General features: G+C 71.1%; 19 protein-coding genes and 2 pseudogenes. 16 read left to right on the top strand and 5 right to left on the bottom strand.

Annotated features, from left to right (window positions below; translation table 11 throughout):
• Positions 1–4 precede the first annotated feature (4 nt).
• From IE248_RS25305 to IE248_RS25285, 5 genes are all read left to right on the top strand, one after another.
• Positions 5–196 (top strand): hypothetical protein, encoded by a 192-nt coding sequence (locus IE248_RS25305; RefSeq protein WP_073797288.1) that lies wholly within the window; start codon positions 5–7, stop codon positions 194–196.
• A 1,310-nt stretch (positions 197–1,506) separates the two neighbouring features.
• Positions 1,507–1,932, top strand: a complete 426-nt coding sequence (locus IE248_RS25300) for a hypothetical protein (protein ID WP_190031775.1) — start codon at positions 1,507–1,509, stop codon at positions 1,930–1,932.
• Positions 1,929–2,867, top strand: a complete 939-nt coding sequence (locus tag IE248_RS25295) for a hypothetical protein (RefSeq protein ID WP_190031774.1) — start codon at positions 1,929–1,931, stop codon at positions 2,865–2,867. The genes IE248_RS25300 and IE248_RS25295 overlap by 4 nt, the downstream gene beginning before the upstream one ends.
• Positions 2,868–2,902: 35 nt before the next feature.
• Complete coding sequence (locus tag IE248_RS25290; protein ID WP_190031773.1) at positions 2,903–3,955, top strand: hypothetical protein; 1,053 nt, start codon at positions 2,903–2,905, stop codon at positions 3,953–3,955.
• The gene (locus IE248_RS25285) at positions 3,952–6,678 is read left to right on the top strand and encodes a CHAT domain-containing protein (protein ID WP_190031772.1); all 2,727 of its coding nucleotides are present in this window, start codon (positions 3,952–3,954) and stop codon (positions 6,676–6,678) included. Before IE248_RS25290 ends, IE248_RS25285 begins: the two co-directional genes overlap by 4 nt.
• Positions 6,679–8,128: 1,450 nt before the next feature.
• Here the strand turns inward: IE248_RS25285 and IE248_RS25275 are convergent.
• Positions 8,129–8,878 carry a hypothetical protein gene (locus IE248_RS25275; protein ID WP_190031770.1) on the bottom strand — a complete coding sequence of 250 codons (750 nt, stop codon included), beginning with the start codon at positions 8,876–8,878 and terminating at the stop codon, positions 8,129–8,131.
• A 275-nt stretch (positions 8,879–9,153) separates the two neighbouring features.
• A complete protein-coding gene (locus tag IE248_RS25270) occupies positions 9,154–9,513 on the bottom strand; it encodes a hypothetical protein (protein WP_073797294.1) in 360 nt (119 codons plus the stop codon).
• Positions 9,514–9,584: 71 nt separating this feature from the next.
• Between IE248_RS25270 and IE248_RS25265 the strand changes: the two genes are divergently transcribed.
• Positions 9,585–9,956 (top strand): C40 family peptidase, encoded by a 372-nt coding sequence (locus IE248_RS25265; protein WP_190031827.1) that lies wholly within the window; start codon positions 9,585–9,587, stop codon positions 9,954–9,956.
• A gap of 16 nt (positions 9,957–9,972) precedes the next feature.
• Here IE248_RS25265 and IE248_RS25260 read toward each other — a convergent pair whose 3' ends face one another.
• Positions 9,973–11,133: a serine/threonine-protein kinase gene (locus IE248_RS25260; RefSeq protein WP_373301609.1), complete on the bottom strand. Its 1,161-nt coding sequence runs from the start codon at positions 11,131–11,133 to the stop codon at positions 9,973–9,975.
• 286 nt (positions 11,134–11,419) lie between these two features.
• Here IE248_RS25260 and IE248_RS25255 point away from each other — a divergent pair.
• The 8 genes and pseudogenes from IE248_RS25255 to IE248_RS25225 form a co-directional block, all read left to right on the top strand.
• Positions 11,420–11,675: pseudogene (locus IE248_RS25255) on the top strand (transposase); the annotation flags it as partial.
• A 526-nt stretch (positions 11,676–12,201) separates the two neighbouring features.
• A complete protein-coding gene (locus tag IE248_RS25250) occupies positions 12,202–12,636 on the top strand; it encodes a hypothetical protein (RefSeq protein ID WP_190031768.1) in 435 nt (144 codons plus the stop codon).
• Positions 12,637–12,649: 13 nt separating this feature from the next.
• Positions 12,650–13,432, top strand: a complete 783-nt coding sequence (locus IE248_RS25245) for a hypothetical protein (protein ID WP_190031767.1) — start codon at positions 12,650–12,652, stop codon at positions 13,430–13,432.
• A gap of 5 nt (positions 13,433–13,437) precedes the next feature.
• On the top strand, positions 13,438–14,481 hold the full coding sequence (locus IE248_RS25240; protein ID WP_190031766.1) for a hypothetical protein: 1,044 nt from the start codon (positions 13,438–13,440) through the stop codon (positions 14,479–14,481).
• Positions 14,482–14,771: 290 nt separating this feature from the next.
• Complete coding sequence (locus IE248_RS25235) at positions 14,772–15,248, top strand: hypothetical protein (RefSeq protein WP_308438181.1); 477 nt, start codon at positions 14,772–14,774, stop codon at positions 15,246–15,248.
• A 26-nt stretch (positions 15,249–15,274) separates the two neighbouring features.
• On the top strand, positions 15,275–15,898 hold the full coding sequence (locus tag IE248_RS25230; protein ID WP_229895503.1) for a hypothetical protein: 624 nt from the start codon (positions 15,275–15,277) through the stop codon (positions 15,896–15,898).
• A 349-nt stretch (positions 15,899–16,247) separates the two neighbouring features.
• Entirely contained in the window at positions 16,248–16,433 is a 186-nt protein-coding gene (locus IE248_RS37550; RefSeq protein WP_008735818.1) for a hypothetical protein, read from the top strand.
• 352 nt (positions 16,434–16,785) lie between these two features.
• Complete coding sequence (locus IE248_RS25225) at positions 16,786–17,127, top strand: PRC-barrel domain-containing protein (RefSeq protein ID WP_100582072.1); 342 nt, start codon at positions 16,786–16,788, stop codon at positions 17,125–17,127.
• 482 nt (positions 17,128–17,609) lie between these two features.
• Here IE248_RS25225 and IE248_RS25220 read toward each other — a convergent pair whose 3' ends face one another.
• Complete coding sequence (locus IE248_RS25220) at positions 17,610–18,203, bottom strand: helix-turn-helix domain-containing protein (RefSeq protein ID WP_190031764.1); 594 nt, start codon at positions 18,201–18,203, stop codon at positions 17,610–17,612.
• Here IE248_RS25220 and IE248_RS25215 point away from each other — a divergent pair.
• Both IE248_RS25215 and IE248_RS25210 read left to right on the top strand, forming a co-directional pair.
• Positions 18,202–18,720, top strand: coding sequence for a GNAT family N-acetyltransferase (locus IE248_RS25215; RefSeq protein WP_190031763.1), 519 nt, complete (start codon positions 18,202–18,204; stop codon positions 18,718–18,720). The two genes, IE248_RS25220 and IE248_RS25215, sit on opposite strands and share 2 nt — an antisense overlap.
• Positions 18,721–19,152: 432 nt before the next feature.
• Complete coding sequence (locus IE248_RS25210) at positions 19,153–19,443, top strand: hypothetical protein (protein WP_190031762.1); 291 nt, start codon at positions 19,153–19,155, stop codon at positions 19,441–19,443.
• Between the two features lie 29 nt (positions 19,444–19,472).
• On the opposite strand, the pseudogene IE248_RS37545 reads toward IE248_RS25210, so the two are convergent.
• Positions 19,473–19,630: pseudogene (locus IE248_RS37545) on the bottom strand (IS21-like element helper ATPase IstB); the annotation flags it as partial.
• Between the last annotated feature and the right edge of the window lie 19 nt (positions 19,631–19,649).

Raw genomic sequence — 19,649 nt, 5'->3', positions numbered from 1 at the left:
GAACATGACCCTCGTTACCGTGCTCATCCTCGTCGCGGTCGTCGCCCTCGTCGGCCTGCTGGCCCTGGCCCCCAGCGCCCCTGCGCGGCGCAACCCCTTCCCCGGCCGACGCCACCGGGCCCCTCGCCGCCGCACCGCCATGCCCCGCCTCAGCGGCATGCCCCGCCAGCAAGGCATCCACCACCACGCCCGCTGACACGGCATCAAGACGACCGTCGCGGCCGGGCTCAGCGAATCCCGCGGCGGCCGCCAACCCGAAGCATTCAGGACTGTGCACGGCGGACCGTCACCTATTCGCCAGGGGATCGTTCTTCCCGCATTTTCGCGGGCCCCAGGGCCCGAGCCCCCGGCTCTCGACTGCCTGAACCGGTCCGCCCTTTGATCCCGTCCGGGCCCATGGCCGCCGCTCACCGCGCAGTGGCCGCCCGCCCGGCCGGAAGGAGGCCGGCAAGGAGGGCGGACGGCCGCTGGTCCCGGCACCTGACCATGACTCCCCCGTGCCGTACGGCCGGCCGCACTTGCCGGCCCGGGGTGGATCGGTCTGGCAGATTCAGCCTGTCAGATGCCAGGACCGTTCGCGCGTCCCGGGAGTTGGGTGAACGGATCTCCAGGACACAACCATCCGGTACAACAAGCGAGCATCATCCCGGACACCGGGCTGTTCCGCGAGCGGCACGCACGCGATTCAAGAAGGCGTGGAACGGGCCCTCGGTGCCGTGAACGTCCTGAAAGGCCGAGGGCCTGACGCGCGGTGGACGCGTCAGGCCCTCGGCTTTGTCGGTCTTGATTGACACGGGTGCACCGTCGGCCTAGGTGGCGGCAGAGCGGGCGGCGTGCTGGTCCGGGTACCGGGTTGCCGAGCTGGGCTGCCCGGTAGACGGCGCAGCCGGGTTCGCCGTGGATGAGGTTGGCTCGCGGGTGCGGGTGGCGCCCCCGCGGCAACCGCGCTCGGGGCGACATCCACGGGGAGGAGCACGGCAGCCGCCACGGCGGCGAGCGCCGTACGGCGGGGTGTGCGACGGAGTGTGCGCAGGCCAGCCGTGCGGGAACTCCCGTCTCGTCAACGTCGTTACGGGAAATGGGAGTTGCCGAGGAGACCGGCGAGGGCCGGCAGGGGATCGCACCGCGCTGCCAGTCTCGGGCATCGCCCTCCGGGCGGTGGACGGATCGGGGAAACCGGCCGCCGCACGGAGCGGCCGGGACGCCCGGGGCGCGAGCGGCCACGACGCACCGGGCACGTCCGGTTACGGACGGTCCCCGTGGGGTAGGCGAGGTACAGGGGAGAGGGCGTGAGCCCCGGCGGGGAGGGCCGGGACGGGAGCGGCGGAGACGGACAGCGGACGACCTGACATGGGACGACGGAGGTCGGCCGGCCCGGAGCCGTGGCGCGATGACGAGGCCGCACCGGGAGGGCGCGGGTGGAGGGACACCCGGCCGCCGTGGCGCGGGCCGGGGGCCGGTGGCGGCCCCCGGCGGTGGTGGACATCGGGGTGAAGGGGGAGATTCATGAGCGAACTGCGATACCTGGCAGCGCTGTTGCGCGGCTCGCTGCCGCACCTGGTCGACGAGGGCGAGCTCGACGAGGGCGAGGCACAGCGCCTGGAGTCCGAACTCGGCCGGCTGCTCGCCGGCGGGCCCGCAGCGGAGAGCGCCGACGCGGACCTGCAGAAGGTCCTCCGCTCCTCCCCCGCGGTGGTCGACTGGGTGGCGGCGGTACTCGCCCACCCGGACGGGGTGCCGCCCGAGGCCGCCGAGCTGGCCGAGGACAAGGCGGGGCCCTATGAAGGGCTCGCCGGCGACGCCCCGGGGGTCGGCGCGCAGCGGTACACATGCCCGGTCGCGGGCGACGTGCACTGGTTCCGGCTGCGGCTCTCCGCCACCGTGCCGAATTGCGGCACCCACCACGTTCCGCTGGAACTGGTGACCACGTGATCGACACGATCGGCGAGACCGTCGTCGGCCACCTGGTCGACCGGAGCATGACCACGCTCGGGCCGGGACTCGTGTTCTGGACCGGCGGCGGGCTCGCCTTCCTCTCCGCGCACGGCGGCCAGGCGGAACTGGAACGGCTCGGCGACCGCGTGGCGGAGCTGCCGGTGCTGGCGGTGATCGTGCTGGTCGCCGTCGCGTTCGTCAGCGTCTACGCGACCACCCTGCTCGTCCGCCTGCTGACCCGTCCGGTGCTGCGGCTGCTGGAGGGCTACGGACCCAAGGGCTACGGACCCAAGGGCTGGGGTCGCAAGCGCACCGCCAAGCTGACCGGCCGGGTCGAGAAGTGGAGCGAGGAACAGCAGACCCTCGCCGGCCCCGTGGCGGACGAGACCGCCACGCCCGAGCAGCGGGCCCGCTACGCCTGGCTCGACGCCCGGCTCAACCGCGACCCCGGCAGGCGGGAGCTGCGGCTGCCGACCCGGGTCGGCAACATCCTGCGGACCGCCGAGACCCGCCCCGGGGAGAAGTACGGCCTGAACGTCGTCGCGCTCTGGCCCCACCTGTGGCTGAGCCTGCCGGACGAGGCGAAGACCTCGCTCGCCGAGGCCCGGACCGCCCTCGACCGCTCGGTCGCCACCGTGATCTGGGGGCTCGGCTTCACGGCGTTCGGCTACTGGAACCCGTGGGCGATCCCGGTCGGAGCTCTGCTCGCCCTCGCGACGCACCTCTGGTGGCTGCCCGGCCGCGCACTCGTCTACGCCGACCTCCTGGAGGCGACCGTCGACCTGCACCGGCACCTGCTCTACCAGCGCCTGCGGTGGCCCGTGCCGACGGACCCGGCGGACGAGCGCCGCGCGGGCGCCCTGCTGACGATCTACCTGGTGCGGGGCCTGGACGGCAGCGCACCGACCTTCACCACCCAGGCCGCACCCTGACCGGGGGCAGACACCCGTCCCGAGGGGAACAGCCGATGAGCTTCCTCGACCATGCCGCCGCGTACTGGCAGCGCTTCAAACTGGGCCAGTACCGGCTCGCCTTCGTGAGCACGGGCAGCCCCGAAAACCTCGATCTGGCGATCGAGGCGGGCCTGACCGCGTACCGGCGCGACCGCGAGGCCGGTTACCCCGTGACCGCGGCCTACGCGGCACAGGCCACCGTGCCCCTGCTGCGCGACCGCAGCTACCTGCACGACACTCGCGAGGAGGCCGCTGCGGACCTCGACCTGGCCGAGGCTCTGCTGACCGACGCCCTCGACCCCCTCGCCGCGGATCCGCCCTACCGCAGCGCCGCGCGGGTTGACCTCGCCTCCGTCCTCGCCCGGCGCTACGAACTGACCCTTGACCCGGCCGACCTGCACGCCGCCGACACCGCCTACACCCGGGCGCTGGCCGATCCGGTTCTGACCCCGGTCAACCGGAGCACCTGTCTGATCTCCGTAGCCGACCTCAAGCACGAACTGTTCGAACGCGAGGGCCGTGTGTCGCACCTGCACGAGGCCGTTGCCGCTGCGACCGCCGCCCTCGCCCTGCCGGAGACCACCCCCGAGCACCGGTTCGAGACCCGGTGCGTGCTGGCCGACGCCCAGGTGGACCTGGCGGAGACCGGCGCCGCCGACACCGCGGCCGACCCCGCGCCGCCTGCGGGCGTCGAAGCCGACTGGAAGCGGCTGCTGGACGCGGCGGTCACCGCGTATGAGGACCTGCTGACCCTGCCGCCCGAGCAGGACGTCAACCGCGAACTGCCCCGGCTGCGCGGCAACCTCGCCCACGCCCTGCGGCTGCGCCAGCAGCTGACCGGCGACCCGGCGGACCTGCGCCGCGAGATTGAGCTCCTGGAGACCGTCCTCGGCGAGGTCACGGCCCCGGGCGCCTCGGCGCCCCCGGACCGGGCCGCGGCGCTGCGGTGGCTGACCGAACGGGACCGGCCCGCCGGGCGCAAGCGGCGCGACGACCGTGGCCCGCACGATGACCCGGGTCCGCAGCAGGAACCCCGACGCCCGTCCGACGAGGGAGACCCGCGATGAGGATCCGCCGCCGCCGGCGCCCGCCCGAGCCCGCCCTGATCCGCCTCCAGCTCGCCGACGCCCTGATGGAACGGCACGGGCCGGTCGGCCCCGGCAGCGCCGTGGAGGACGCCGCCCGCGCCGCCGCCCTGCTGGAAGACGTGGTGGGCGACCCCGCCACCCCCTTCCAACGGCTGCCGGAGGTGGCCGCCACGGTGCTCGCCCGCTACGACGTCGTCCCCGCGCGCGGCCGGCGCCACCGGCTGGTCGAAGCCACCGTCTCCGCCCTCCAGGGCGGGTTGCTCAGCAGTGCGGCCCTGCGCGGCGCCGACGGGAGCGACCTCGCGGAACTGGACGGCTTCGACGCCGCCCTGCGCCGTCGCCTCGCCGACCTGGCCGTCGTCCAGGTCCTCGACTCGGGGGCCGACGCCGACCTGGAGCGCGCGGTCCGGTTCGGCCGGGACGACGCCGCGCCGACCGGCAGCCGTCAGAACGGCCCCGCGGCCGGACCGGCACCCGACCGGTCGGACGATCCGACGGGGCGGCAGGCCCGGGAACGGCTCGCGATGCTGTTCCTCCTCCGCTCGGACCAGCGCCGCAGCGCCGAGGACGCCACCGCCGCCATTGATCTGCTGACGGCCGACCTCCCCACCGGGCTGCTGACCGCCCTCGACGCCGAGGCACCCGGGGGGCCAAAGGCACCCGAGACACCCGAAACGGCGGAAGCACCCGAGGCACCGCTCACCGCCGAGGACGCCCACACCGCCCTCACCCTCGCCCAGGCCCTCACCCAGCGGCACCGCCTGCGCCACGGCGATGGCGGCGACGACCTCGCCCGGGCCCGCACCATCGTCACGGCCACGCTCCGGCTCGCCGAGCTGAGCGGCCTGCTCACCGACGGCTTGCGGGAGTCCGCGGCCCTCGTCCTCGCCACCGTCCCCGACGAGGCGGGCACCCGCACCGCGACCACCCTGCTCGACGGCCTGGGCACCCCGACCGCCCGCCTGGCCCGCGCCATGATCGACGCCCACCGGGACCGGACGACGCCCGACGAGGCCACCCGCTGGGACGTCCGCTCGGCCCTCGCCGACCGGCGCTCCCTGCCCGGCCTCCCCCCGCTGCTCGACGCCATGCTGGAGGCCGAACTCGGCAGGCTCGCCGTCCGGGACGAGGACTGGCCGGCCGCGCTCGCGATCTTCGAGGCCGCCCGCGAGAAGTTCCTCGGCCTCTACGAGGCCCAGGCGCTGCCGGGCAGCCGGGAGTTCCTGCTCGGCCTGCGCAGCGGGTTCCCCGTGCTCCACGCCTACGCGCTCGCCCGCACCGGCCGGGCCGAGGAGGCCGTCGAGATACTGGAGGAGGGGCGCGCCGTCCTGCTCGGGGAGGCCCTGCACCTCGGCCGCGCCGACCTCACGGGGATCCCCGCCGAGGCTGCCGACCGCTACGGCCGGGCAGCGACCCGGGTTCGCGCCCTGCTGAGCCGGCCGGCGGATGCCCCGGACGAGACGTCCGCAGCGGACCTCCGGACAGCCCGCGTCGAACTCGCCGCCGCCGTCGAGCTGGTGCGCAGCCACCCGGACGGGGCGGGGTTCCTGCGCCCGGCCCCCGGCGAGGCCCAGCGGGCCGCCCGCGCCGCCGGCGGTCCGCTGGTCCACCTCGCCGCCACCCCCGACGGCGGCTACGCCCTGATCACCACCGGCCCGACCGCCACCAGCGGCACGCAGCCCGGGGTCCGCTTCGTCGAGCTGCCGCAGCTCACCACCGAGGCGCTGCAGCGCCACGCAGTCGCCTTCCTGACCGCGCACCACGATCGCCGCAACGACACCCCGGCCTGGCGCCGCGCGCTGCGCACCACCCTGGACTGGCTCGGCAGCGCGCTCGCCGCCCCGCTGCTGGCAGCCCTCGGGCCGGTCGACCGCTGCCTCCTCGTCCCGCTCGGCCCTCTCGGCCTGCTGCCGCTGCACGCCGCCCGGCTCCCCGGCGGTGGCCAGGCCCTCGACCACACCGTGTTCCAGTACGCCCCGGGAGCCGCCGCCTTCAACGCAGCGCACCGGCTCGCCGCGGCGACCGGCCCGGGCGGGCGGCTGCTCGCCGTCGACGACCCGGAGCCCGCCACCGTCCCGGCCGAGCTGGTCGGCGTCGAGACGGCCGAAGTCGCGGCGCACTTCCCCGCGAATGTGCTGCGGCTGCCGGGACCGGCCGCCACCCGCGAGGCCGTGCTCGCAGCCCTCGCCGACCACGACGTGGTCCACCTGTGCTGCCACGGGTTCGTCACGTTCGACGCCCCCCGCCACAGCGGCGTCCGCCTCGGCGACGGGCCGCTCACCGTGGCGAGCCTGCTGGACACCCCGCTGCGGGCCCGGCTGGTGGTGCTCTCGGCCTGCGAGAGCGCGGTCTTCGGACTGGACGCCCCCGACGAGGTGATCGGCCTGCCCGCCGGATTCCTCCAGGCCGGCGCGGCGGGCGTGATCGCCACCCTGTGGGCCGTCGACGCCCGGGCGACCGCCCTGCTCGTCGCCCGCTTCTACCGGGCCTGGCGCGCCGAGGGCCTGCCGCCCGCCAACGCGCTGCGCCTCGCGCAGCGCTGGCTGCGCGACAGCACCAACGGCGAGCTGACGGCCGCGTTCCCCGCCCTCCACCGGGCCCCGGCACACCTGGCCGACGCCGCCGACCTCGCCCGCTGGGGGGAGGGCCGCCCCTACCGGGCCCCGGAGTACTGGTCGGCCTTCGTCCACGTGGGGGCGTGAGGCACCCCGGCGGGGGGGGTGACGCCACCTCAGTTCTCGCACCCGGCCGCCAACATCTGTCAGCGGACACGCCGAGATCGGGCTGCGTAGGTGAGAACTCCGGAGTCACCCGCCAACCGGAAGAGTCGATGTTCACGAGAGCGGGTTCTGGCTCACTATTCGTGAAGCATGCACTCTGAGTGACGACCCTCGGGCGATCCGGCCTGGGGGAAGATGCCCGGAATTGATCCGTACGGGGTGCGGCGTGGCTGACAGTTCGGCCCGTGGAAGAAGGGGTGCTCCGACTGGAGGAGTTGCTGCTCCCGTCGATATCCGACGTGGTGGTGCTGTCCGTGGCCGTGAGCGACGACGCAGTTCACATCGAGGCCCGAAGCACGGTGGCTGGGGCCATCTGTCGGATTCACAACTCCTACCTGCGATTTCCCGCTGATGTGCCCAGCGGAGGCAGACGGGTCGCTCTCTGTTTACGGGTCCGCCGGTTCCTCTGCCTGGTCATTTCGTGCGGGCGGCGGACCTTCGCCGAACAGTTGCCAGGTTTGACCCCTCGGTACGGCCGACGGACCGAGCGCCTGCGGACGACGCTGGCCGCGGTGGGCCTCGCGCCCGCCGGCCGGGCTGGTGCTCGCGTGGCGAGAGCCTTCGGCGTGTCTGTCAGCCGGAGTACGGTGCTCAGGCTGGTCAAGGCGTTACCCGACCCCGAAATTCCAGCCCCGCGGGTGGTCGGCGTCGTTGAGTGTACGACCCGCAAAAGCCGCCACTGCCGCCACTACGGGACCGTCCTTGTCGACGTCGAAAGCCGGCGTCCAGTCGACTTGCTGCCCGACCGGGAGGCGTCCGGCCAGGCCGCCTGGCTCGCGAAACAGCCCGGGTGGAGGTGGTCTGCTGCCGCGATCGTGCACCGTTCTTCGCCGAAGGCGCCACGGCCGGGGCACCGCAGGCGGTGCAGGTCGCGGACCGGTGGCATCTTTGGCACAACCTGAGCGAGGCTGCGGAACGGTGCGTCGCAGACCACCGCGGATGCCTGCAGTCCTGGCGCCAGATCCAGCCCAGCCTGCCCCCGGGCCAGAGAAGTTCGAAGACCCCTCCGGCTCTCCCTGGCCGAGTACTTGACGGCGGGGGCTCTCAATCCGGATCGAACCCCCTCTCGGCATCGCGCGTCCTGTGACCAGGTAAGGCGCGACCTGGCGCTCACCGCTACGAGCAGCGGGGCCGGACAGGGTGATCCTGTCCGGCCCTGCTGTCGTCGGGTCAGCCGAAGTCGAGCGTCTCCTGAGCGAAGTCCGTCGGGGCTGGGCGGGGGCGGCGGCGGTGCTCCCTGCCTGAGTGCGGCCTCCCAGCGCCCAATCAGCTCGTCCTTCCACCTCTTGGGCGGGGGCCACAAGACGCCCCAGACGGCGAGCTGGTCGTGCTTCCACCCGCCGGCGGGGATCCCCGCGGACGTCCCGACAGGTCAGGGTGTGGGCGAGGCCTCGGTGAGTGCCATCCAGTCTCGGACCGTCTCTTGGTGCGAGCTTCTCGCCGTGCTTGCCGCCACTGCTTCAGCGTCCTCGACGGAGCACGGCCTCCCTGCTCGGGTGAGCAGGACGAGCGGCCATGCGGGGCCCGCACCGGCTGCCTCTTCATCGAAGGCAGTCCAGTCCCAGGGGCCGTCGAACCGCCATGCCCGGCCGGCGATGTCGGCGACTTCGTCGCCCACCTGGAGAGACGCGTATGGACGCATCAGCAGTTCGAAGGTGAAGGGGATCCCGTCACCGGGGTGGATGGTGTACCCCGAGCCATCGAGATGGCTCCCATCTGGGAACTCGCGATAGGACAGACCTCGGCGCAGCACGGTCACGGTCTGGGTGGGACGCGGCAGCCAGGCCGTCTCCAGCGGAGGGTCGTGGTGGTCGACGACCGTTACGTGCACCACGGTGGGCGGCACGCCGACCCGGCAGACGTCTCCGGCCTTCAGCTGCTCGGGCGGAGGGTCCGTTCGGAACAGCTCAGGCTCCGCCTCGGACTCAACGCTTCCGTCGCTGCCCACGCCGAGGGCGACGATCCCGTTCCAGTGCGCGAACTCGTTGCTGCTGTCGATCTCCCACCACGGCCATCGCACCGACACGTGATCCCACGTGATGCCCTGCTCGACCGTGGTAACCGTGAAGGGGCACGCGACCGACAGCACGTCACCGACCCGGAAGTCCCCCTCATCAATCATTCGGCCAGGGTAGACGGGTCCTCTCGGCGGTCCACGAGGGCATAACAGCCGGGGCCCGGTCCGGACCGGCGCCGCCTACGCCACCGTCACCATCTGACACCCACCCCGCGCCGGGTCACTGAACCAGGCCCACCACCACCCGCGGGGCGCGGACCTCGGCGCCTGCGTGATGGCCGCCGGCAGCAGTGGCTCGACGGCAACCCGGTCGCTCGGCGGACCGGCCGTGTGTCCGGACGGTCCGCCACCCGGCACGATGCGGGCGAAAGCGAGCCTGCCTACCTGGCCTGCGGGGCGTCGAAGCGCACCGAGCGGACTTCCAGGGTGTCCTTGGCCGGCTGGCCGTGTGCCTTCAGCCGCCAGCCGGGGCTCTGGCAGTTCGCGCCCAGGTAGACGGTCACGGCGGTGTCGGTGTCGTTGTGCGGGCCGTAACCCGGCTGCTCCTCGTCGTCGCCGACGGCGTAGAGATTGATGCACTTGCCGCTGTGCGGGTCGTGGAGGGTGGCCTGGCGCTCCACGCCGAAGCCGTCGACGTACTTGTAGGTGAAGTTGCCCTGGGCAGCCTGGGCCGAGCCGGCCATCGACAGGACCAGAGCGAGCGCGCCGAGACCGGCGCCGAGTGTGGTGCGGAGCTTCATGACAGGGAATCCCTTCCGGAGATGATCAAGAGTGATGCGGGCCCGACCATAGAAGCCGGGCCCCGCGGCGAATCGATCCGCCCGACCCGACCCTCCCGCGCGCCCCGCCACCACCACCCGATCGGACCGGCGTCGGCCCGGTCGCCGGGGAGGGCGACCGCGTACACACCCAGCTCCCCCGCACCGCCGCCGCCCAGTACGAGGCCACAGCGCACCGGCCCGTCTCCCGCGGCGAACTCCTTCCGGGCGACCGGCTTTTCTGGGCCCACCGGAACGGGTCCATCTACCAGTTCGGCCTCTACGCAGGCTCTGGCCGGGTCCTCCACGCCCCCCGTACCGGCTGCACCGTCGAGGTGGCACCCGTCGACTCCGCCATGCCCGCCGCCGACTACCGCGGCGCCACCAGGCCTGACCCGCCGAAAGAGATTCAGGGCTCTCTGTGATCAGAGTGACGCTCGGTCAGCGAGAGAGTTTGCGGAGGGCCGATTTGAGCGCGGCGGGCAGCTGTGGGACCTCGTCGCCGGTCAGGTCGGCGGCGACCGCGTCGACGGCCGCCTCGGCATCCTTGCCTGAATAGCCGAGGCCGACCAGGGCAGCACGAACCTGCTCGCGCCACGGCTGCGGCCGGCCGGGGGCCTGGCGGGGGGCGGCGCCGTGCGTTCTGCCCCCGTCGAGGGCCAGAACCTTGCGGAGGGCCGACTTGAACATGGCGGGCAGCTGCGGGACCTCGTCGCCGGTCAGGTCGGCGGCGACCGCGTCGACAGCCGCGTCGGCATCCTCGCCTGAATAGCCGAGGCCGACCAGGGCAGCATGAACCTGCTCGCGCCACGGCTGCGGCCGGCCGGGGGCGCGGTCGAGTTGTCGCAGCGCTTGGGCGAGGTCGGCGGCGTTCGCGTACCGCTGGGCGGGGTCTTTTTCCAGCAGCCTCAGTACGAGGTCGTCCCACCCGGAGGGGACGCCGGTGGACACCGAGCTGGGTGTGGGCGGTTCTTGGGTGAGGTGTGCCGAGAGGTATCCCGTGGCGTCGGGGGCCTGGAAGGGGAGCCGGCCTGTGATCAGCTCGAAGAGGAGGCAGCCGAGGGCGTACAGGTCACTGCGCGGTTCTGGGAAGCCGCGGGCTTGTTCGGGCGCCATGTAGGGGGGTGTGCCCACGATGAAGCCGGTCTGAGTGAGGCGGTCCGCGGTCGCGCCGGGGTCTGCGGCCCTCGCGATGCCGAAGTCGAGGACTTTCACGGTGCCGGAAGGCGTGATGAGGATGTTGGACGGCTTGATGTCCCGGTGCATGATTCCGGCTGCGTGCGCCTCGGCAAGCGCGTCGGATATCAGCGCGCCCCATCGGGCCGCGTCCACCAGGGTGACGGCCCCTCGGCGCAGCATCGTGTCCAGGCCCTCGCCGCGGACCAGCTCCATCACCAGGAACGGGACCCGTTCGCTTCCCGCACCGGTCTCGCCGAAGTCGTGGATGGTCACGATGTTGGGGTGCTGTAGTTGGGCGGTGATCCGTGCCTCGCGCAGGAATCTGGCGCGTGCCTCGCCGCCGAGGCTTCCTCCACCGGCGAGCAGGGAGATCACCTTGACCGCGACGGGCCGACCCAGCGTCTCGTCCTGGGCTTCCCACACTTGCCCCATTCCGCCCTCGCCGAGCTGCCGCACCAACCGATAGCGACCTCCGAGGAGCTGGTCTCGCACCGTCACGCCTCCCCCGTTTCGAACATTCCTGTCCCTCCGGCTGGCGCACCGGCGCGATGGGGATCATGAGGCGACAGCGACGGCGACACGCCCATTACCCACGGTACGTCATGAGCTTCCGCGTCAGCCAAGGATTGTCCCCAAGAACGCCTCACACAATGAGGTGGATCGGTCCTGGTGACCGTGTCCGGTCGGCGAGTTCGGCACTGTCTGAGCCATGAGGGCTTCGCCGTGGATCGTGTCGGATGCCCTGTGCGAGCGGATCCAGCCGCTCCTTCCGAAGTGGGAGAGACAGCTCAGGTACCCGGGCCGCAGGTCGGTCCCGGACCGGCAGGTGCTGTGCGGGATCCTGTTCGTGCTGCACACCGGCATCCAGTGGGAACACCTGCCCCAGGAGCTCGGCTTCGGGTCCGGTTGTGACGTGTCGGCGCCGACTGCGGGACTGGAACGAGGCCGGCGTCTGGCAACAGCTGGGGCCGAACTCACACAGCGAACGTGCCGACGGCTTCACCGGTGGCGGCGAGTTCGCCGAGCGGGGCGGCGCGCGCGCGAACCGGCGGGGTAGGGAGGCCGGCGACGGCCGGGTCACGCCAGTGCCCGCGGCACGCGGCCAGGGCGTGGACGAGCCAGGCGTCGACGTCGTGACGGACGCGACCCGGCTGGACCTGGACCACTTCGTACCGGTGACGGACGTCTACGACTCGGAGCAGGCGCCGTGGTCGGCGGCCCGCGGCGAAGGTCGCTTCACCGGCAGCCAATGGTGGGTAGAGACTGCCGGTCGGCGGCAATGCGCTGCCGCGAAGTGGCGGAGAGGATCAAGGAATGCACTGTGTCGAGGAGAGCTGCGCCGTGTCGCTGCCGCGCGGTAGTGGATGCGGCAGGCACTGACCGGCGCACACCCGCAGCTCCCAGTCCAACGTCGGCCTGTGGTTCGTCGACAAGCATGGGTAGTTTGACGGTCTGCGGGGACAGAGCGTTTCGAGTTGAACGGGGGCGGTCGTGTCGGGGGACTTCGCGCAGGAGTGGGGCAGCGAGAGAGCACGGGCCGCCGATCAGGCAGCCATGCGGCTCAACGGTGTTCCGGCAGCCGACGGCGGGGGCGGGGGCGGGGGGACTTTCGCGTCGACCCCGGCGCAGAAGAGGTCTGCTGCCAACACCATCGAGACCGAGCTGGAGCCGAACACCAAGAAGGCCACAGAGCACGCGGACGAGAGCACCAGCACCGCGGTCAAGGGCTTCGACGGCTGGGACGCGGCCCTGGGCCTGAAGAAGGTGGCGGACACCTGGGACCAGCAGGTGAAGGTCCTGATCGGCCGGCTCGGTTCTGAGAAGGGTTCGTTGCGCGGCGCTTCGGGTCTGTTCGTACGGAACGACCTCGGCACGGGGGACGGGTTCCGCCCGCTGGGTAGCCAGTCGAAGCTCAACGGTCTGTAAGGGGGAGCAGTACATGTTGACGTACCACGAAGTGATGTCGACCGACCTGGGCCTGCTGACGACGGCAGCGGGCAAGTGGGACGAGATGGCGGGCGAGCTGAAGAAGGTCGAGACCCGTTACGGCGACAGCGTCCAGAAGATCACCACGGGGCCCGACTGGAGTGGCGTCAGCGTCGGCGTGGCCCACTCGAACTTCGCCGCGACGCGGTACGAGTACTCCGCCGCGCAGATCCAGGCCAAGGCGGTCGCGAGTCTGCTGCGCGATGCCCACACCCAGTTCGCCGACTTGAAGAAGCGCGTCGAGTCCGCGCGCGACGACGCGATCAAGGCGGGCATGACCGTCTCCGAGCAGGGAACGGTCGCGTTCGACTACGCCAAGCTGACTCCCGCCGAGCGCAGCGCCTACCACCACAACCCTGACGGCCGGACCACCATCCGTGGCAGCGAACGGGATGCCAAGCTCAGTGAAGCCGGTGACATGCGCGTCTACGGGTACCACGTCATCGGCGGAGCGATCACCGGCATCCCCGTCGTCGGCGACATGGCCCAGCGTGTGGTCGACGGATGCTGGAACGAATGGCTCAAGGGCGTCAGCGCCGAAGAGGGCCTACTGGCCCGGGAACGCATCAGCTCCGGCAACGACGCGGCGCAGACGGACCTCAGCCGGTTCTTCAAGAGCTGGGGCGACGAAACCCACCAGTCGGACACCACGGTCGGTGCCGCCCAGCGCGAAGCACAGCAGAGTTACACCAGCGGGCGCGAAAGCGCCTACGACGCGCTGCGAGAACGGAAGTAATCCCCATGTCTGCACATACTCCACGAGCGCTCCGGCTCCGCATCGGCGTCGGGCTGGCTGCCGCCCTCGTACTGCTGGGCGGTGCCGGACTGCTCGCCTGGTGGAACACCGACATACTGGGGCAGGACCGATTCTGCGGTGATGCCCTGCCGTCGTCGGACGTGAGCGCCGTGCTGGGCGGCCCCGGCAGACTGGCGCAGAGCGGTCTCTACGAGGAATCGGACCCGTACTACTCCTTCTCGTGCAAGGTCCAGCGCACCAGCAAATTCGTAGGCGGCGACCAGCCGCTGCTGGAGGCGGAGCTCTCCTTCGACAAGGCGGATTTCGGGCTGGGCGCTTCACGCCTGTGGAAGAACGCCTCAGCCTCCTCCTACTTCATAGGCGGAGCCACCGGAGCGGTCTCCCAGACACAGGCATGGGTGCTGCTGCCCACAGGCTGCGCCAAGGAGATCCGGCCGGCCTCACAGCAGGCCGACACACCAGTGCTCAAGATGAACCTCACCCGGGGCCGCAGCAACCCGGCGGCTCTGGCGCGGGCTGCGCTGGCTACCGCCCAGCACGTCGCCGCGGGCCTCGGCTGCACGGACACCAACGCGCTGAAGATGCCCGCTCGCCTGCAGGGTCCGGTCGATGACACCAACCCGGCCGTCCTTTGCGGCATGAAGGGCTTCCAGCTGCCAGAAGCCGCCCTCGTCAAGGGGAAGGCGGAGCCCGGCACTGCGCATGTCACCGGCCGCGGGTCCCGGACACGGGTGTGCGACATCGTGCTCCAAGGTCCCGGTGAGCCCCGGATCAGCCTCGCCGTCAGCGACGACCCCGCGGTGACCAAGGCGGTACGCCGCGACGAGACGGCCACGCAAGGAAGCGGCCGCACCGTTACCGCCTGCTCCTCCGGCGACCTCTACGTCGGCGTGAGTTTCAACGACGCCTACCGAGATGTGCTCCTGGACCAAGGGAAGGACGCGTACGAGACAGCACGTTCCGCCCTCTTCACGTCCTTCCAGCATGCCGCGGGCAAGGACTACGGCTGTCCGACCGGCGGAGAATAAGCGGGCGACTTCACCGCCGAAGCGCCGCTGCACTCACGGACGCGCCGACGCAACGGAGGCTCCGGCCCGCCCCTCAGCCAGCGCTACGCGAACGAGGCGTTTGCCGCCGGTGATCCCTTCAAGCCGATGCGGCTTTGCGGGATCACCGCGCAGACCGCCATGCGCGGTGTCGGCGCCGCCTGCCCGGAGCGCACCGCGAAACTGCCCAGGTAGCGGGTCCGCTCCGAGCCCGATGCGGTAGCTGAAAGCCCGTGGCGGTGTAGCAGTGGGTCCGGCATCATCCCCATGTGATGGTGATGCAACCCGTTCTGGAGATCTCCGCTGCCGACGGCTTCGCGCTCTGGCCGGTTGGCGAGCACGAGTCATACGGCTACCTCGTGCTGAACGGGGAGCTCACCCCTGCGGAGGTCGGCACGGTCGACACCGTCTTCGTCGAGCCGGGCTGCTGCAACGGCCTGGAGACCTGGCGGGACTGGCTGGACGTGCTCGACGGTACCGGCTGCGCCTACTTCGGCCACGATCCGTCCTCGGTGGCCGAACCCGTTGGCGGCATCGTCCGGCTGACGCTCGACGCCCATGGGGCGGACGACAGCCCGGTGATCGAGCTGCCGGCAGACCAGGTACGCAGGCTCGTCGCGGGCGCCCAGCAGGATTTGCAGGGCTTCCTCAGCCTGGCCGGGACCAGGGCTGAACGCCATCTGCCGGCACACGCTGCCGCCGTCACTGGCGCGCTGGCACGGGCGCTGGACCTGGCGCCCGCACAATGACCAGTTTCCTGACCCACCGAGCGCGAGTGCACGACGCCCGCCTTACCCTCCGGCGCCGACACAGTGCGCTGCGGACCTGCATCACCCTCTTTGCTCCGTACGGCCTCCGGGCGACGTACCACCACCTCACGCTCAGCGCCGCGATCCCCCGGCGGCTGGAGGCGGACCCGGACGCGCTGGTGCGGGCGGTGGAGGAACTGTATGAGGCGCGGGTGCTGTGGCTCGCGCGGGCGGAGGAGTACGCCGCGCAACGCCGGGCGGAGAAGCGGGCCGGGCGGCGGGCTGCGGTGAGCCCGCGACCGTGGTGGCTGCGGAGTTGGTGGGAGGGCCCGAACCGCGCCTGGTACGAAGACCCGGTTCGCCATCCGTCGCTGCGGCTGCCCGAGTACGTCCGGCGACAGAACGCGATTCTGGACGGCGCCGACCTCCCCGGCTGCCCAGCCTGCGGGGACGAGAGACCGCTGGTGTCAAACTCGACCGGGCACGGCTGGGTGGAACTGTGCCGTGGGTGCGCGTGGGTACTGGCGCCATGTCCGTGTGGGCAGCGGCACCGGTTCGTCCCGGAGACCTCGTTCAGCTGGAAAGCGATCTGGCAGCGGGCGCACATGAGCGATGACGGCATGCCGAACCCGCACTGGCCTGCGGGCTAGCCGGTTGGATGCGCCACGGGGGCTTGAGTGTGGCTGATCGGCTGGGTGGCGCGCTCTTGAGATCGTTCCCCGCCGCGCAGGTGACCGTTGCCGGCCCGCCTGCACCACCGCCTGTCGCCACGGCCCTCAGCCGGGAACACCCCGGCCTCGCCACCACCACCTTCGCCCAGCGCACCTCTGCTGTCCTCGTAAAGCTTCCGGAATCAGATACCCCGGCGCTCTGTCCGTGGGACTGAGGCCCCACCAGTGATTCCAGTCCCCGGCCATAGAAGCGGCCAGCACTACTGCCCGCCTGCACCGATAAGAAACACCTAAAGTCCATGCGCATGTTCCGAACGCGGTCGGGCAGATGGTGCTTCGGAGGTTGATAACTATGGTTCCCCTGCTTCTCGTTCTTCTGCTGGCTCTGATCCTTTTCGGCGCGGGTTTCGCGGTAAAAATTCTGTGGTGGGTCGCTATCGCGGTCCTGATTCTGTGGCTCATCGGATTCGTCGCCCGGCCCAAGGGCGGGAGCGGCCGCTGGTACCGCTGGTAGACAGCCGGTCCTGACACAGCTCAGGCAAGGCATGACGGTGGCCTGCCACCCCCGGTCGAGGGGGTGGCAGGCCACCGTCATGTTGCGTTTTCCGGGTGAATTCGGCTACCTGGGGTACCCGTAGGGTGCCGGGGCGGCTGCCGTGACGCAGCAGGGGACCTGCTCACCTCCAAAGATCGGCGGCCGCCTCGGCCCGAATCTGATCTCGGGTGTGTAGCGGCACAAACGGGGGGCATGCGGAGGTCAGAACGGAACGCAAGTTCCACCATGTAAGCAATACGGAAGAACGGAAGAGCAGCGGGGAGCCTGAATTCCCACTGCGTTCCTGCTTTACCGGAGGAGTTGTTTTCGCATGACTGCAAATGTATGGGGTTACCGTGAGACGTCCGGCCATCTGGCGGGTGCGGATCTGACCGGGTACAAGGTCGAGGCGACAGACGGCTCCATCGGCAAGGTCGACAAGCACTCCGACGAGGTCGGCTCCGCGTACATCGTGGTCGACACCGGGCCGTGGATCTTCGGCAAGGAAGTACTCCTGCCGGCCGGCACGGTCAGCCGCGTTGACCCCGACGACAAGAAGATCTTCGTGGACCGGACGAAGGAGCAGATCAAGAACGCTCCCGAGTTCGACAAGGACAAGCACCTCGGCAACGCCGAATACCACAACCAGGTCGGCGGCTACTACGGCGGCTAACGCATACGCGGACACGGGTGCCCCGGGCGGGCCGGCAGCCACATGCTGCCGGCCCGCCCCGTTGCTGTGTCTTGGAGCCGCTCTCCCCACGACCACCGGCACCCGGCTGTGGGACATCGCCGCCCTGCGCCGCCGAGGCTGGCTGTTCGCAGCTTCCGAACGGGAGTGGTGCCCTGATGCCCGCCTCCGATGACCGAAGCCCCCGGGGCCGTTGCGGTTACCCGTCGAGAAGGCCGAGCTCACTGTCGGGCCGGCACAGTGGGCAGGCGATGACCGACGGTATGGTCCGACGCACCTCCAGCACCGATTCCCGGGAAGCCGGCTCTCCCCGGATTTCGATGGGAAGTCGGCGCTCCGGTTGGCAACCCGTTCGACGGACCGCCTCGGGACCGTCGGGCAGCTCGGGTGGTACGGGAGCGGGTAGGTGGCGTGAGCCGGCTATCGCGGCGAGGAGGAACGCGGCGCCCCGTGGAAGAGGGAGTTCATGGCCGGGTGCCGCGAGCGAGGATGATGGCGTAGCGGCAGTGGGTGTCGGTGGTGTTGACGAAGACGCGCTCGGTGGGCTCGCCGAGCTCGACGGTGTCGCCCTCGTCGAGCTCGTGGACCATGTCCCCGTCGTGAAAGGTCAGGTGGCCGCCGAGGACCCAGACGACCTGTCGCACGAAGGCGAAGGCTGCGGCCGGATAGGGCACGCGAGCTCCCGCAGGCAGGTGGATCTCGGCGATCTCCGCGGGGAACTGCGGGCCGGTGATCTGGCGGCGCCGGTAGCCGGTCGCCGGGTCGCGCCATTCGGCCGCGTCGGCCCGGCGCTCCACTCCTGCGACTCCTGTCGTGTCGTCGTCCTGGGTTTCCTCCGCCAGGGTGAACAAGGAGGCGATGCTGAGCTGGAAGGCGGCGGACAGCTTGCCGAGGACGACGGCGGTGGGGCTGCTCTCGCCCCGCTCGATCCGGCTGATCATGGCCTGGGAGACGCCGGAGGCGTCCGCGAGCTGGGCCAGGGTCCACCGGCGGCGCTCCCGCTCGGTGCGGACGCGGGCCGCGATCCGGACCACCAGAGGATCTACTATGTTGGACATGAATCCAATATACGAGAGAAGCCGGCCTGTGACCGTACGCCGGGCCCTGTCCGGTAACGTGGAAACCATCCGGGCCATTCGCAACCATGCGATCGAGCATTCGACGGCCCTGTGGACACAGACCCTCCAGTCGCCGGCCGAAGCGGCGGCCTGGCTCGCCGCCCATCTGGAGCGGGGCTCGGCGTTCGTGGCGGAGGTGGAGGGTGAGACGGCCGGGTTCGGGGTCTACGGTCCGTGGCGGGAGAAGGACGGGTACCGCCACACGGTGGAGGACTCGGTCTACGTCCGCGACGACATGTACGGACTCGGCATCGGCTCCGCGCTGCTGGCCGAGCTCATCTCCTCGGCGCGTGATGCCGGCCACCACGTCATGGTCGCCGGCATCGAAGCCGAGAACACCGCGTCCATCCGGCTGCACAAACGGTACGGATTCCGCCTCGTCGGCACGGTGCCGGAGGCCGGCACCAAGTTCGGCCGATGGCTCGACCTGACCCTCATGCAGCTGCCCCTGTCCTGACTCTCGGTAAAGTCGCGCGCCGCGCTGGGCCCTGTCGACGCGCGTGCGGCTCACCCCTACCAGGAGTCTTGGAGGCCATGGACACACCCCACCTTGACGGGATCGACATCGCGGCCTATGAGACGGCAGGTAAGTGAGAACGGAGCGAGAGCACTTGTCGGTGGATTTCGGCATCACGCAGGGATCGAAAAGCGCGTGAATGTTGGTGAGAAGTAGGAACACCCTCGGAAGGCGGGGCTCGATCGTGCGTGCGGAGCCGGCTGTGCTCGTGGCAGGATGACGGCATGTTGATCAGAAAGGGCGATGCCGCGTAGGCGCCCGAAGGCCGTCCGTGCTGAGCGGTGGCGGCCTCGCAGACACGTTGTAGTTCGGCAGATCCGGGGCGTTTCCGCGCGGACTCGTGCCGCTGTCCGCCGCGTCGAGGATGAGCGGATGTGGCCTGGCGTAGTTGCTGACACGCTCGCCCGTTTCGAGTCGGCGTTCGGGCAACCCGGCCGCTATTTGAACGCATCCCCGGTCTGGCAGCCCGGACTGGAGGTGGAGTACGCCCGCGATGATCTGGAAGAGGTCATGCTTCACCTCCCTGACGGTGCCCGGCGCGACCTCGGCCGGCTGATTGCCCGCATCGATGATGAGTTCGAGCGTCGTACCCTGCCGAATCCTGGGCCGATGAACGCCTGCACGGTGGGCGGCTGGTGGTGGTCAAGAAGCCGTGAGCACTGAGGATGCTCACGAAGCCTCGTGCGCCCAGGTCAGCTCGCGGCCGGCTGTTGTCCGGCGCGGGCGCGGGTGGTGGCGAGCCGGTAGGAGTCGGTACCGGCCGGTCTCGATGATGGTGCCGCCGAAGGTGAGACGGTCGGCGATGGCCGCGCAGGGCCGGGGGTCGGTGAGGGTTGGTCCAGCCGGAGGAGGGCATGCAGAGCAGGTCG

It is taken from the genome of Streptomyces goshikiensis (assembly GCF_014650555.1).
In the GTDB taxonomy this organism is placed as follows: Bacteria; Actinomycetota; Actinomycetes; order Streptomycetales; family Streptomycetaceae; genus Streptomyces; species Streptomyces goshikiensis.
This window is presented reverse-complemented; position numbering and strand designations above follow the sequence as displayed.